Origin of the sequence: Streptomyces sp. NPDC000594 (assembly GCF_040299965.1) — a bacterium.
In the GTDB taxonomy this organism is placed as follows: Bacteria; Actinomycetota; Actinomycetes; order Streptomycetales; family Streptomycetaceae; genus Streptomyces.
In genome coordinates this window covers 1-11,884 of the sequence record NZ_JBEPCY010000034.1, presented here as the reverse complement: position 1 = coordinate 11,884, position 11,884 = coordinate 1, and the positions used below count along the sequence as shown (strand labels likewise).

Annotated in this window: 18 protein-coding genes; 3 read left to right on the top strand and 15 right to left on the bottom strand. The window is 72.0% G+C overall.

The genetic code is table 11. The annotated features are described in order from the left end of the window. Positions 1 to 92: 92 nt before the first annotated feature. Positions 93 to 1,325: a serine hydrolase domain-containing protein gene (locus ABT354_RS30905; protein WP_351499883.1), complete on the bottom strand. Its 1,233-nt coding sequence runs from the start codon at positions 1,323 to 1,325 to the stop codon at positions 93 to 95. 757 nt (positions 1,326 to 2,082) lie between these two features. Here ABT354_RS30905 and ABT354_RS30900 point away from each other — a divergent pair. Beyond that, positions 2,083 to 2,505: a hypothetical protein gene (locus ABT354_RS30900; protein WP_351499881.1), complete on the top strand. Its 423-nt coding sequence runs from the start codon at positions 2,083 to 2,085 to the stop codon at positions 2,503 to 2,505. Positions 2,506 to 2,651: 146 nt separating this feature from the next. On the opposite strand, the gene ABT354_RS30895 is transcribed toward ABT354_RS30900, so the two are convergent. After that, positions 2,652 to 3,194 carry a GNAT family N-acetyltransferase gene (locus ABT354_RS30895; protein ID WP_351499879.1) on the bottom strand — a complete coding sequence of 181 codons (543 nt, stop codon included), beginning with the start codon at positions 3,192 to 3,194 and terminating at the stop codon, positions 2,652 to 2,654. A 232-nt stretch (positions 3,195 to 3,426) separates the two neighbouring features. Between ABT354_RS30895 and ABT354_RS30890 the strand changes: the two genes are divergently transcribed. Then, on the top strand, positions 3,427 to 4,329 hold the full coding sequence (locus ABT354_RS30890; RefSeq protein WP_351499877.1) for a hypothetical protein: 903 nt from the start codon (positions 3,427 to 3,429) through the stop codon (positions 4,327 to 4,329). Here the strand turns inward: ABT354_RS30890 and ABT354_RS30885 are convergent. The 13 genes from ABT354_RS30885 to ABT354_RS30825 form a co-directional block, all read right to left on the bottom strand. After that, a complete protein-coding gene (locus ABT354_RS30885) occupies positions 4,253 to 4,945 on the bottom strand; it encodes a hypothetical protein (RefSeq protein WP_351499875.1) in 693 nt (230 codons plus the stop codon). The genes ABT354_RS30890 and ABT354_RS30885 overlap by 77 nt on opposite strands. After that, a complete protein-coding gene (locus tag ABT354_RS30880; RefSeq protein WP_351499874.1) occupies positions 4,942 to 5,070 on the bottom strand; it encodes a hypothetical protein in 129 nt (42 codons plus the stop codon). Before ABT354_RS30880 ends, ABT354_RS30885 begins: the two co-directional genes overlap by 4 nt. Positions 5,071 to 5,164: 94 nt before the next feature. Continuing rightward, on the bottom strand, positions 5,165 to 5,593 hold the full coding sequence (locus tag ABT354_RS30875) for an NUDIX domain-containing protein (protein WP_351499872.1): 429 nt from the start codon (positions 5,591 to 5,593) through the stop codon (positions 5,165 to 5,167). 46 nt (positions 5,594 to 5,639) lie between these two features. Beyond that, positions 5,640 to 6,122, bottom strand: coding sequence for a hypothetical protein (locus ABT354_RS30870; protein WP_351499870.1), 483 nt, complete (start codon positions 6,120 to 6,122; stop codon positions 5,640 to 5,642). Beyond that, positions 6,122 to 6,325, bottom strand: a complete 204-nt coding sequence (locus tag ABT354_RS30865; protein ID WP_351499868.1) for a hypothetical protein — start codon at positions 6,323 to 6,325, stop codon at positions 6,122 to 6,124. Before ABT354_RS30865 ends, ABT354_RS30870 begins: the two co-directional genes overlap by 1 nt. 22 nt (positions 6,326 to 6,347) lie before the next feature. Next, positions 6,348 to 6,635, bottom strand: a complete 288-nt coding sequence (locus ABT354_RS30860) for a hypothetical protein (RefSeq protein WP_351499866.1) — start codon at positions 6,633 to 6,635, stop codon at positions 6,348 to 6,350. Further along, positions 6,632 to 7,072 (bottom strand): ASCH domain-containing protein, encoded by a 441-nt coding sequence (locus tag ABT354_RS30855; RefSeq protein ID WP_351499864.1) that lies wholly within the window; start codon positions 7,070 to 7,072, stop codon positions 6,632 to 6,634. Before ABT354_RS30855 ends, ABT354_RS30860 begins: the two co-directional genes overlap by 4 nt. Then, the gene (locus ABT354_RS30850; protein WP_351499862.1) at positions 7,069 to 7,746 is read right to left on the bottom strand and encodes a GGDEF domain-containing protein; all 678 of its coding nucleotides are present in this window, start codon (positions 7,744 to 7,746) and stop codon (positions 7,069 to 7,071) included. Before ABT354_RS30850 ends, ABT354_RS30855 begins: the two co-directional genes overlap by 4 nt. A 93-nt stretch (positions 7,747 to 7,839) precedes the next feature. Then, complete coding sequence (locus ABT354_RS30845; protein ID WP_351499860.1) at positions 7,840 to 8,133, bottom strand: hypothetical protein; 294 nt, start codon at positions 8,131 to 8,133, stop codon at positions 7,840 to 7,842. A 178-nt stretch (positions 8,134 to 8,311) separates the two neighbouring features. Then, positions 8,312 to 9,157, bottom strand: coding sequence for a hypothetical protein (locus ABT354_RS30840; RefSeq protein WP_351499858.1), 846 nt, complete (start codon positions 9,155 to 9,157; stop codon positions 8,312 to 8,314). A gap of 132 nt (positions 9,158 to 9,289) precedes the next feature. After that, on the bottom strand, positions 9,290 to 9,910 hold the full coding sequence (locus ABT354_RS30835; protein ID WP_351499856.1) for an Lsr2 family DNA-binding protein: 621 nt from the start codon (positions 9,908 to 9,910) through the stop codon (positions 9,290 to 9,292). Between the two features lie 2 nt (positions 9,911 to 9,912). Further along, positions 9,913 to 10,803, bottom strand: a complete 891-nt coding sequence (locus tag ABT354_RS30830) for an AAA family ATPase (protein WP_351499854.1) — start codon at positions 10,801 to 10,803, stop codon at positions 9,913 to 9,915. 10 nt (positions 10,804 to 10,813) lie between these two features. Continuing rightward, positions 10,814 to 11,299, bottom strand: a complete 486-nt coding sequence (locus ABT354_RS30825; RefSeq protein ID WP_351499852.1) for a Pycsar system effector family protein — start codon at positions 11,297 to 11,299, stop codon at positions 10,814 to 10,816. A 402-nt stretch (positions 11,300 to 11,701) separates the two neighbouring features. Here ABT354_RS30825 and ABT354_RS30820 point away from each other — a divergent pair. Then, a partial coding sequence (locus tag ABT354_RS30820) for a transposase (protein WP_351499850.1) occupies positions 11,702 to 11,884 on the top strand: 183 nt, incomplete at its 3' end.

Genomic DNA, 11,884 nt, shown 5'->3' with positions numbered 1-11,884 from the left:
CCGCACAAACGCGCGTACCGGGTCCGCCACGAGCCGTCCGTACCGCTCCGGCCCATCACGCCCTGCGGAACCGGTCCGCACCCGCCCGGCGGCTAGGGTGTCGGCGGACGCTTTGCGGGGGTCGGCCCACCGCAGAACACCGATTCCACGATCTGCGGGGACCAGGCGAAGTCCGCGTTGACATTGAACGCGACGGACCGGTGGCCGTCCTCCGTGGCGACGGCCTCGCTGCCACCGCCCGCGGCTCCGCCGCTGTGGCCGTAGACCGTGGTGCCGCAGCTGGTGCGATACCGGTAGAGACCGAGGCCGTACGCCTCGTACCCCTCGACCTGACCGGCGTTGGGCAGCATCCGCTTCATCGCGTCGAGCTGCTTCGGGGGCAGCAGCCGGCCGGCCAGCAGCCCTCGCAGGAACCGGCTGACATCGCCCGTCGTGGAGATCATGTCGCCGTCGCCGAACGCCTGGGAGGCGTTCTGCTCGGTCACGTCGTGGATCTCGGTCGCGTTGGGGTCGGCGCTGAGGAAGGAGTACATCCGGGGGTGCGGCCCCGGCATGGTCACGCTGTTCCCGGGCATGGTGGTCCGGCGCAGCCCGAGGGGCTTGAGGACGCGCTCGCGGATCTCATGGGCGTACGGGTTCCCGCCGGCCTTCTCGATGATCATCCCGGCGAGGACATAGCCGGTGTTGGAGTAGGCGTGACGGTCACCGGGGGCGAAGTCGGGCCGGTGGCCCAGCCCCACGCCTACGGTCCGCAGCGGGGGCCAGGTCTCGTAGCGGCTCTTCAGATACTCCTTGGTGAAGAATTTCCGCCGGTACTCCGGGTCGCTCATGTACTCGCGCAGCCCGCTGCTGTGGTTCAGCAACTGCCGCACCGTGATCGCCCGGCCGTCGTTGCCGTTGCCCCGGACGACTCCGGGGAGCCACTTCTCCACGGTGTCGTCGAGGCTGAGCAGCCCGTCGGCCTCCTGGTCGAGCAGGGTGGCGGCCACGAAGGTCTTGGTGATGCTGGCGATGCGGAAACGTTCATTCGCCTGCCTCGCCTTGCCGGTGGTGCGGTCGGCGACACCCGCGGTGCCGTTCCACACCCGGTCCCCGGTACGGACCTGGGCGATGACACCGGGGGCGCCCTGCCGGACGAGGTCGTCCAGTGCCTGCTGGGTCGCTTCGTGGCGCGGATTCGGACCGGGGGCGTGTCCCGGCCCGGCCTGGGCGGGGACGGTGAGGACACTCGCGGCGATACCGGCCGTGAGCGCCGCCACCAGCGCCATACGGATTTTCCGCCTCCGTGCTCCCGCCCTGCCGCGCGTCGCTGTTCGTTCCGTCATCGGATGCTCCTCACTCCAGCGGGCTCCCCGGCACACCAGGGGAAGGGGCCTTCGGGACCGGCCCGACGCGTCCCGGGGAGACTGTCGCCCGTGATGACCTCCGCACACCGGACAACAGTTGATCACCAGAGGGGAGTTGGCCGAAAACTGTACGAACCGGCCTGCTGCCCAGACGCCCAGACGCCCAAGGGGCCGTCGGCCCCCTGCGTCGCCATCCGGGCCGCAGCACAGGAGAGCAGGGTGAGCATGTCCTATCGCTGCCGGCCGCAGGAGCGTGATACGGAGGTACGCGGGAGCCCAGGTGGGTTTCCACCGAACCGTTCCCCGCCATGGCCTGCCCGGAACACGAGGCCCGCACGCTCGCCCGCCGTCCGCGCCGCACACAGGGCCGGGACGCGGTCACCGTCCTCCACGTCGCGTTCCCCCCGCTCAACGGCGAGCGCTGCGCCCTCTACCTGGACCGTATCCCCGGCGCGTTCACCTTCCTCGGCGTCCGCGCCCCGGCCGGTGGGTCACCCTCGCGGCGACAGCCGGATCGCGGCGAGGGCGACCGTACCGACGACTCAGGGCTCTCCGGCCGTGCCCGCGGGTCCCCTCCGGCCGGGCCTCGAACACGGATTCTTTCCGGTACGGGGATCAACCCCGGCGCGGGGTCGTTGAGCCGGTCGTGTGCCGGGGGATGCCACCGCCACCGCCACCGCACCTCCCGGGTCACGGTGGACGGGGTGCCGGTTCGGGTGTCTGGAACGATGTGCCCGTGCATGCTGATGATCAGGTGGGTGAGGGTGTCTCCGTGGATCTCGCGGAGTTTCTGCGGAGCGCTGACGAGAACCGTCCGGTGAAGATCGTTCCTTCCGTCTGTGACGTCTGCGGCGGGCGCGTGTTCACCGTGTTCGTCGATGATGTCGCGGGCGGAGCCGGGCGGGTGTGCACGGGGTGCGGCGGATGCGCGTTCCTCGCGGACAGCGAGGAGATCTGGGAGGAAGCGGATCCCGGCGTGGCCGGCTGCCCGTGCGGGGGTGAGGAGTTCGAGACGGCGGTCGCGTTCTCGCTCGGCCGCGACGGTTCGGTCCGCTGGGTGACGATCGGGCTGCGGTGCCGGAAGGACGGCGCGGTGGGCGTCTACGCGGACTGGAAGATCGACTACGGCCCCACGGACCACCTCCTGACCATGACTTAGGCCCCATGGATCCGCGTCCGCGACCGTTGGTGCGCAGGTCAGGCGACGGAGGCTCTGCGGTGGGCCGGCTCGGTGGCATCCGGAGGCCGGACCGGGCCGGGACGTCCGGACCGGGCCGGGGCACGATCGAGGGGAGCAGGGGCGGGTCAGTCGGCCGGGCGGTCGATTCGGTAGACGAAGTGCGCACGGTCGTCGATGGGGTTGTCGGGCTCCAGGGACGCCTCGGCGTAGCGGTGGAGTCCCGCCTTCTCCAGCACGCGCCAGGAGGCGCGGTTGGCGGAGTGGACGGGGACGACGATGCTCCGCGCCTCCGGGTGGTCGGTCCAGGTGGCCGCGACGATCGCCCGGATGATGCGGGTGCCGAGCCCCCGGCCGGTCAGCTCGGGGTCACCGATCAGATAGTCGACGGTCATCGCCTTCTCGGGAACCTCGGCCTGGGCCGCCAGGTCGCCGATGTACTGCGGATAGTCGGCGATCCAGCACCGCTGCACCAGGGCGACCGGGGTTCCGTCGACGGCGACGAGGAAGTCCTCCGAGGGCTCCTCGCCCCGGGCCGCCGGCCCGAAGTCGCGCGCGACCGCCTCGGGCGAGGTCTCGTGATTCCACCAGCGTGCGACATGAGGCCGGAGGAGCCACTCCCTCAGCTGCGGGAAGTCGGAGACGTCGAGTCTGCGCCAGGTGATCGTCACGGGAAGCCTCACGGGTCGGATGCGTGTCCAGCATTTATCCCAGACGGCCGCCCGCCGCGTCACCGCGATTTCACCGCCCGCCCCCCGGCCCGCCCGCCCGGCCCGCCCCACAGCCCCCGCAGCAGGTGCCGACACGGACATAGGTGGCACAGAGGAGGCCCCTTCTCCATCAGCACGGCGTTGTCAGCGGTGATCGTTATGGTCGTGCTCCTGCACACAGAGGAGCACGACCATGAGACCCCCCACCGAGCTTGACCGCGTCCCGTGGGACGACCTGACCCACGCCTACGGCCCCGCCGGGGATGTACCCGAGCTGATCAGGGCGCTCTACCAGGGCGACGAGGACGCGACCGGTGAGGCGATCGACGAGCTTTTCGGCACCATCCACCACCAGGGCACGGTCTACCGGGCGTCGGCACCCGCCGTCCCCTTCGTCGCCCACGCCGTCCACCACGTCCCGGACAGGCGCGTCGAACTGCTGATGCTGCTCGCCACCCTCGCCGACCACGATCCGGAGGACGCCGAATCGCCTCACTGGCCCACCAGCCCGGTGGCCGCTGTCTGCGCCGAACTCTGCCGTGTGCTCCCGGAGCTGCTGCCCTGCCTCAGGGACCCCGAACGCGCGGTACGCCGGGCCGCGCTCCGCGTGGTCGCGGCCGTGGCCGATCTCCTGTCGGCCGAGTTCCGGACCACTGCCGTGAGCCAGATCGAGCCGTTGTACGCCACTGATCCCGTCCCGGCGGTGCGGGCGGACGCACTGGTCGTCCTGAACTGGTTTGGCCGGCTGCTGGAGCCGCTGGAAAGTCCGCTGCCCGAGGTCAGAGTCGCTGCTGCCCTGTACCGCACCGGCCGTTCTCTGACCGGGCCGAATCGCTCCCGCATCAGGCAGGCCAGTTCTTCTCGGTACTCGCTGCGGCTTCTCGGGTCCATGGAGACAGCAGCTTCGCTCCTGCCTCCGCAGAAGTGCGATCCGCCGTGCGGCCCCGGAATCACAGAAAGGCCCGTACGCCCCCGGGTTCGTGAGAAGGCGTACGGGCCTGGTGGTGTTGAGTACGGCGTCAGCTTGCGGAGTGCGCGCATCCCTCGACGGCGGTGTCCAGGACCGCGACGGCGTCGGCCTCGTGCGGGTCGGTGAACAGCTGGTGGTCGCTCACGTCGAACGGCCCGAACCTCGCGGAGACGCGGAACCCGGGCACAAGGGTGGTCTCCCGTCCGTCCAGCGCGGCGGTGAGCCGGTCGTGGTCCTGCTGGGCATGCCGGACCTGGGTGTAGGGGCCGAGGCACAGCAGGGTGTGGGCGTCGAGGGTGTCGTCGCGCTTGCGGGCCTCGGTGTAGAGGGCGTAGTGGGCGGGGTCCATGCCGATGTCGTCGGGCAGGGGCAGGTCGGAGGCGGCGTGGGTGAGCATCGTGTAGCCGGGCTGCCAGAAGCCGAGGATGGAGGTGGTTTTGCAGCGGAGCCAGTCGCAGTTGTAGCCGAGCTGGCGGCCGTGGAGGCAGGCGCCAGCGTGTGGGGAGTCGGGGTGGACCAGGGTGACGGCGATCATGTCGAGGCCGTGGTCATCGCCGGGCCTTGTGTGTGCGCGTTCGATGAACGGGCCGACCCGCACGGCGACGTCCCGGCCACTGCCGGGCGTCCAGGGCTCCGGGAAGCGTACGACGGTGAGCATCGCGGGCAAGTCGTCGACGGCGGCCTGGTCCTTCGGGGCGATGGCTCCGGGGACGTGGCCGCAACAGCGGAAGAGGCACTTCATCGGGTGGGCTCCTGTTCGCGGGTGGGGTGGGTCCGGGGGAGAGCGAGGCCGTCTTCGGCGGTGCGGGGCGGCGGAGGGTCCTGCCAGCGGGCGCCGAAGGAGTTGATGAACACGTCGGTCGTCATGGAGCCTCTGGGCTCGAAGTCGGGTGGAGATGCAGGAGTGCGCCGCCCCGGCCGGGAAGGTCGGGGCGGCGCTCTGGCGTCTTGTGGTGGTGTCTCAGGGAGTGGAGGCGGTGGCTGCGCGGAGGATGTCGGCGTGGTCGAACGAGAGTCGTTCGGGGAGGTCGTCCAGGGGCCACCAGCGGGCGGTTCGGGCGTCGTCTCCGGCGCTGAGCGTGGTGTCGGCGGGGACGGCGGCCGCGTAGGCGGCAGTGATGTACCGGCCGCGCGGGTCGCGGTCGGGCGTGTCCCAGACGCCGATCGGGCGCAGGGCGTCGGCGGTGACATCGACGCCAGTCTCCTCGGCGAGTTCGCGGGCAGCCGCCGCGCGGCTGGTCTCGCCGGGGTCGACGTGGCCGCCGGGCAGAGCCCAGGTGCCCTCGCACGGCGGCCAGCCGCGCTCGATCAGCAGGACGTTCCCCTCGGGCGTCAGGGCCACCACGTCGGCGGTGTAGCGGATCGTCTGGAGCATCTCGGTGTCGCTCATGTGTGCCTCGGTCGGGTCGTTCAGCGGGTGGTGGTGTCGGTGGCTGTCAGGCGTCGCCGCCGTTCACGCGCTGGTCGGTGTCGATGAGGGTGGTGATGGCGTCGGGGTTGTCGGCCAGGCCGACCCACCGGCCGCTCGCGGTGAAGACGGGGACCTGGTCGTGGTCTCCGTCGAAGATGACGACGTAGTCGGCGTACCGGTCGAGGGCCATGTCGCTGAGGGTCGGGATGAGCGCGGTGTCCAGGATCTCCAGGGCGTCGGCGGCGAGCCGGGCGGGCTCGCCGGGTGCCTGGGGCGGGACCAGGGTGCCGGTGACGCGCAGCAGGTCGCCGGGCTGTATGCCGGTCAGCAGCGCGTGGGTGATCCGGGGGTCGCCGCTGGTGCAGGTGACGATCGTGTCGGGTGCGTCGTCGGCGAGGGTGTCGATGTCGGCGGGCCGGACGACCAGGTCGAAGGAGACGGTGTCGCGCGGGCCGGGGACGGGGATCGCGTCGACCCAGCCGTCGACGGCGCAGTGCCTGGTGTCCATCAGCTGGCCTCCGCCAGGGTCTCGGTGGGGCGGGGAGTGCGGGGTCGGGGGGAGTGCTGCGCGAGCACCAGGAGCTGGCGGTTGCGCTTCTGCTCGGCGGGGGTGAGGGGCCGGGCCTTCGCGCCGTGGCGGTGCCAGAGGTGCGAGGCGGGCGGTTCGGGGTAGGCGAGCGCGTGGTCGACGGCGCGGTCGGTGCTGCTCATGGGTGCCTCCGGTAGGGAGGGTTCAGGCGTGGATGGCGCGCTGGGTGCTCCTGGGCTGGGTGTCGGAGGCGAACCGGCCGAGGCGGGCCTCAGCAGGGTTCGCGGCGATCCAGTTCTCGGCGCACGCTTTGCGGACGGGCTCCAAGGCGTGGGAGCGCATCGGCGTGGGCTTGTCGCACAGCGCGCAGGGGCGGTCCTGCCAGCGGTCGTAGTGCTGGCTGTCGCGCCATTCGAGGAGCGCACCGGGAGGCGGGACCAGTCCCGGCTCGAATGGCGGCTCCTTCTTGTTCCTGCCACGGGTGCTGGTCACGGCCGGAAGCCGGACAGCTGCTGAAGGACGCGCTCCAGCAGGTCCGGCGTCGGCTTCCACGGCACGACCTGCCCGCGTGCGGGGACGGGCAGGGGGAGCTCCTGGACGTCACTGAGCACGAGGTGCCAGGCGCCCGGGTACGCCCACTGGGAGTAGGGCGCCGTTCCCTCGGGGTCCTGGTGGCAGTCGGTGATCCGGGCGACGCCGTCGACGGCGCCGGTGATTAACTGGCGGTCGCGGATCGTGCGGCTGATCAGCGGGTCACGCAGGGCGGGCCGGTCGACGGTCTGGCTCGTATGCAGCAGGACCCAGCCGGTCCGCCACCTCACGGGCCGGTTCTCCACCGTCTTGGCCCCGGTGAGGATGCAGGCCGCGTACGGCTGCCGGATGCTGATGCCCCGGATCCAGTCCCCTTCGGGCAGCACGGTGGCGCTCATGCGGCCCGCCCCCACACCTCCGTGCCCGGCCGCCCGGCGCGGCGGCCGTTGACAGACGGCACGGCGGCGTGCGCGGCGGTCGCGAGGACGACGCGGCCCCTGTGCTTTCCGTCGTACAGGGCGGCGTCGGCGGCCCTCTGCAACACGGTCAGGTCGCGGGAGCCGACCGAGGCCGGGGCCGCGGCGCCGACCGACGCGGCGACGTCGACGGTCCGGCCGTCGTCCAGGACGACCGGGGTGCGCAGCATCCGCACCAGCTGCTCCAGGCGCTGGACGCGGCGGCCGGCAGGCAGCGGGAGGACGGCGGCGAACTCATCGCCCCCGAGGCGGCCGACGGACGCGCGCGGGCCCGCCCACACGGTGAGCCGGGCCCCGATCTCGGCGAGGACGGCGTCGCCCACCGCGTGGCCGAAGTCGTCGTTGACGGCCTTGAAGTGGTCCTGGTCGACCATGACCACGGTCGTGTCGTCGCCGTGGCGGGCGAGGAGCCGACGGGCGCGGGTGGTGTAGGCGTCGCGGCGCAGCAGGCCGGTGAGCGGGTCGCGGCGGGTGGCGGCGAGGCGCTTGTGCAGGGTGAGGGCGTGGACGGCCCAGCCGGTCAGTGGCAGGGCGGCGGTGGTCAGTAGGAGGGTGCGTGGGCCGAACCGGCTCTGAATGCGCGGGAGGGACGACATACTGGGGTTCTCCGTTTCGTCTTGTGCGGGATGGATGGGCCCGGGACAGGCGAACTGGTTTGGACGTCGATGTGTGCCTGTCCCGGGGCGGAGCTACAGCGCGAAGTCGCTGCGGGGGGTCTCGTGCCAGGGGCCGGCCGTCGCTGCGGGCCACTCCAGCTCCCAGCCGGGCCGAAGCCCGCGCGCTCCCCAGCTGTCCGGCTGCCTGCCGGGGATCTCCCGTCCGGCCGCGTGTGCGGTGAGCGCGGCGTCGTAGACCTCGTGGGCGCGGCGCAGGGCCGCGGTGGGGGAGTCGGCGACGCCGGTGAAGACGTGCACACCCTGCCGGGCGGGATGGTTGGTGTTGCGTATCGGGACGTCGACCTCGTAGAACTCGGTGTGCGGCATGACGCCCATCTCCTCTCCGTGCCAGTGCTTGAGGGGCCAGCGCGACCGCCCCGGCCCCGCGTGGCGCGGAGGGCCGGGGCGGCACGGAGAGCCCGTCAGACAGCGGCGGCGGGGGAGGGGTGTTGGCGGCCGGAGCCGTTCGGTGACCGGGTGTTGGTCGGGCTGCGCACGTCGGCGGTCAGGCGCGGTAGACGGGCGGGCGGACTCCGGCGCGCAGTTCGCGGATGAGTGAGCAGGGGCCCTTGGTGGCGCAGTAGGCGTCGTCGGTGTCCGGGAGGGCGTTGCCGGTGGTGCCCCACATGTCGCGGGCGACCTGGTTCACGACGCGCAGCATCTCGCCGTTGTTGGGACGGCAGGCGCTGTTCGTGCCGCCGACGCCGTGCCGGTGGGCGCTGAGGATGTGCTGGCGGGCCTGGCGGGCGGCCCAGCGGCGGCTGCTGGGGCCGGTGTTCTCGTGGACGTGCCCGCAGTCGTGGAAGGTGTCGAGGTGGCAGGCGGTGCAGTGGTAGGTGACCAGCTGCTGCGGCTCACCGCCGGGGCGCCACGCGCCCTCGAACTCGAAGACGATGACCTCCGCACCCGGGATCTCGGTGTGCGCGAAGGCGGTGACGAGTCCGACGCCGTCCGCGATCCCGCCGCGCTGGGCCTGGTTCCAGAAGACGCGGGGGAGGAAGTCGTCCCAGCCCTTGCCGTGGGGCCACTGGGCGTACATGACGCCCTGCGAGGCGTCAAAGATCGCGTTGCCGTCGGTGTTCTCGCGCTGGTACTGCTCGATCTGCTCGATCGACCCGAAGTACGTGGCGGAGAACTCCTCGGACTCCAGGAAGATCAGCCCGTACCCCTCGGGACGGGTGTCGTGACCGTCGTCCTTCAGCATCTCGACCATGTCCTCGTAACCGGGATTCCCCGGGGCGATGGCGCCGACGAGGGGGAGCCGATACCGGTCGCAGCTGGTGACGCGGGCCGGGTTGGTCTCGCTGACATGGTGCGCGGTGCCGTACGTGTTCGTGATCGTGACGCCCATCGGGGTGTCCTTCCTGGGAAACGGCGGGCGCCGGGTGCTCCCGGCGCCCTGCGGGTGGTGAGGGACCACCGCGACCGCCCCCGCAGACCCCGTTCGGGGTGCGGGGGCGGCACGGAAATCCATCACCGGCGGTCAGCCGGCCTGCCGGTCCGGGGCGGTGTGGGCGTCGTCGTAGGCATCGACGACGCGCTGCGGGATGACGCCCCGATCTGCCACCTCGTGACCGTTCGCACGGGCCCAGGTACGGATCGCCGCCCGGTCCCGGCGCCCGGACGCAACCAGCACAGGCTCCGCCTCCGCGCCGGCGCCCGCAGCGCCGGCCCGGTTCCTGACCGCCTTCAGCTCCCGCTGCGCCTGGTTCAGCTCGGCACGCGCCTTGGCGACCCGCTCCTCGGCGGCACGCTGGGTCTCGTCGGAGGCGCGGCGCTCACGCAGGGCGGAGATCCCGTCCCGGACCCGGGCGGCCCGCGCGCGGATGGTTGCGGCGGGGTGGTCGTCGGCCCACGCGAGGAGCTGCTCGGTGGGTTCGGTTTCCGGGGTGCTCATGGTGTCTCCTTCAGCGGTGTCAGAGGTGTTGGGGGAGGCGGGGGTCGTGTCGGCGGGGAGGCCGAGGATGGTGAGGAGGTGGCGGAGGTCGTCGGGGCCGGTGGCGGCGCGGGCGACGACGCGGGCAGCGGCGGCTTTCTGCTGCGCGGTGGTGTCCGTGAGGTCGAGGCTCTGTGCCTCCCGGGAGACGTCCAAGTCGGTGAACACGCCTATGCCTCCATGCGGTGGAACGGGAGAAGACCGGGGGCGGGGGAGTCGCAGGTGTCGCAGCGGGCTTCGTCGGGATCGCCGCCGAGGTGGACCGAGAGGAGGTCGGCCGGGCTGGTGACCGGGGTCCACAGGGCGCCGTCGCAGCCGTCGGGGCAGGGCTCGTGGAGGCGGGCCTCCCAGCCGTGGTCGAACGGGTCGCCGTCGTCCTGGCGGCGAATTAGGAGTTCGCGTCCGGCGACGGCGAGGAACAGGTGCCCGGGGACGGGATGGGGAGCGGCAGCGGCGGCCAGGTCGTCGCCGAAGACGGCCCGGAACTCGGCCCGCAGACCCGCCGGGTCGTGGCTGGCGGCCGTGCGCTCCAGCAGTATCCGCAGCAGGTCGAGGTCGGTGACGTCGTGGACTTGGGCGAAGCCCTCCCGCAGCAGCTCCGCGGTGTAGGGGACGCCCTGGTGCTGGCGGGCGACCACGTCCAGGGGCACCTGCCGTTCCGGTGGCCGCGTGTGCTGGCGGGCCTGGCAAAGTGCGAGCGAGGTGCGGACGACGAGCGCGACCGCCGGGACCTTGTGGGCGCGGGCCCGGTCCACCAGAGCGATCCGATGGGCGTGGTGCGTGCTGGTCGCGTCCACGACCGTCGGCATTCGATTGGCCAGGCGGCCCGCGAGGATGGCGTGGAAGACCGCCAGGGCGGGGGCCGTCGCGCCCTGGTCCCCGGCGTCGTCGGACACCCTCGCGCGGCAGTCGTCCAGGGACAGCCGCCACTCAGACGGGAAGGCGGCGGCGACGGCCGTCTTCCCGGAGCCGGCCGCGCCGATGAGAACGTACAAAGCCGGGTGGGGCAGCCGGAGGCGGGCGAGTCCGGCCCGGGTTGCGGTGAGGGAAGAAGAAGTCACGGGGTCTCCGTCACATCGAGGTGAGTAAGCCGATGGCGAGGGCGGTGAGCGAGGCGGCGGTGATGTCGCCGGCCCACCGGATACCGAGGAACTTGCGGCGTGCGATCCGGGAGACCCGGACGAGGTCTTCGGCCTGGCCGTCCGGGCCGAGCGCGCCAACGTCATCGGCGGCTTCCTGGGGCGTGCAGCGCGCCCAGTAGAGGAAGGTCCCGCGCCGGATGCCGGAAAGGTTCGGCCGGACCACGAACAGGACGACGAGCATGGCCGCGACCAGACCCGTGGTGCCGATGCCGATCAGCACGGTGGCGTAGGCCGGGAGGCTGCGCCCCGGAACAGCGGCCAGGAGCACCGCAAGAGGAAGCGAGAAGGAGGCCAGGAGGACGGCGGCCTTCCCGTCGGTGCGGCTGATCTCCCCGATCACCGTGCGGATCGCCGCCGCCAGGCGCGCATCCAGATCGGTACCGGTAGTGGGGGTGATGTCAGCTGTGGCTTTCACGGTTTCCCTCCGGGACGGGTACAGGTGCCCGAGCGCATGGGCCGGGGTGGTAACGGGTCTTGAGTCGGACCGGGCACCGGCCGCGGTGGCCTGTGCCCGGGGGAGTCAGATGGTGTTGCTCAGACGGCCGTTGTGTCCGCGGTGGTCGTTCTGGTGTCCGTGGCCGCCGTCTCGTACGGGGCGGTGAGTTCGTCCAGCGCTCGGCGGATACGGACCGCGTTACCGAGGACGTACTCGCGGTGGCGCTCGGCGATACGGGCGCAGCACAGGTGAGGTGCTGCCCGGGGTGGTCGGTGATCTATGCCGCGGCCCCCAGGGGATGAACCCCGGGGGCCGCCGTATCAACTAGGACTTGTCCGGCCAATCATGTGACTACTCCGTGCCCGAGTCGTTCCTGTGGACATGGGGCGGGGCGATCTGAGCGATGCCGAGTGGGAACGACTGCGGCCGTTCCTGCCGGTCAGTAACGGGCGTTGTGGCAGGTGGCGGAATCACCGGCAGGTGATCGACGGGATTCTGCACCGGGTGCGGACCGGGGTGCAGTGGCGTGACCTGCCCGAACGTTTCGGGCCGTGGAAGACCGTC

Excerpts from the sequence above, each read along its gene's own strand:
- ABT354_RS30905 (WP_351499883.1), bottom strand. The coding sequence starts at position 1,325 with ATGACGGAACGAACAGCGACGCGCGGCAGGGCGGGAGCACGGAGGCGG.
- ABT354_RS30890 (WP_351499877.1), top strand. The coding sequence starts at position 3,427 with ATGAGACCCCCCACCGAGCTTGACCGCGTCCCGTGGGACGACCTGACC.
- ABT354_RS30885 (WP_351499875.1), bottom strand. The coding sequence starts at position 4,945 with ATGAAGTGCCTCTTCCGCTGTTGCGGCCACGTCCCCGGAGCCATCGCC.
- ABT354_RS30880 (WP_351499874.1), bottom strand. The coding sequence starts at position 5,070 with ATGACGACCGACGTGTTCATCAACTCCTTCGGCGCCCGCTGGCAGGAC.
- ABT354_RS30875 (WP_351499872.1), bottom strand. The coding sequence starts at position 5,593 with ATGAGCGACACCGAGATGCTCCAGACGATCCGCTACACCGCCGACGTG.
- ABT354_RS30870 (WP_351499870.1), bottom strand. The coding sequence starts at position 6,122 with ATGGACACCAGGCACTGCGCCGTCGACGGCTGGGTCGACGCGATCCCC.
- ABT354_RS30865 (WP_351499868.1), bottom strand. The coding sequence starts at position 6,325 with ATGAGCAGCACCGACCGCGCCGTCGACCACGCGCTCGCCTACCCCGAA.
- ABT354_RS30855 (WP_351499864.1), bottom strand. The coding sequence starts at position 7,072 with ATGAGCGCCACCGTGCTGCCCGAAGGGGACTGGATCCGGGGCATCAGC.
- ABT354_RS30850 (WP_351499862.1), bottom strand. The coding sequence starts at position 7,746 with ATGTCGTCCCTCCCGCGCATTCAGAGCCGGTTCGGCCCACGCACCCTC.
- ABT354_RS30845 (WP_351499860.1), bottom strand. The coding sequence starts at position 8,133 with ATGCCGCACACCGAGTTCTACGAGGTCGACGTCCCGATACGCAACACC.
- ABT354_RS30840 (WP_351499858.1), bottom strand. The coding sequence starts at position 9,157 with ATGGGCGTCACGATCACGAACACGTACGGCACCGCGCACCATGTCAGC.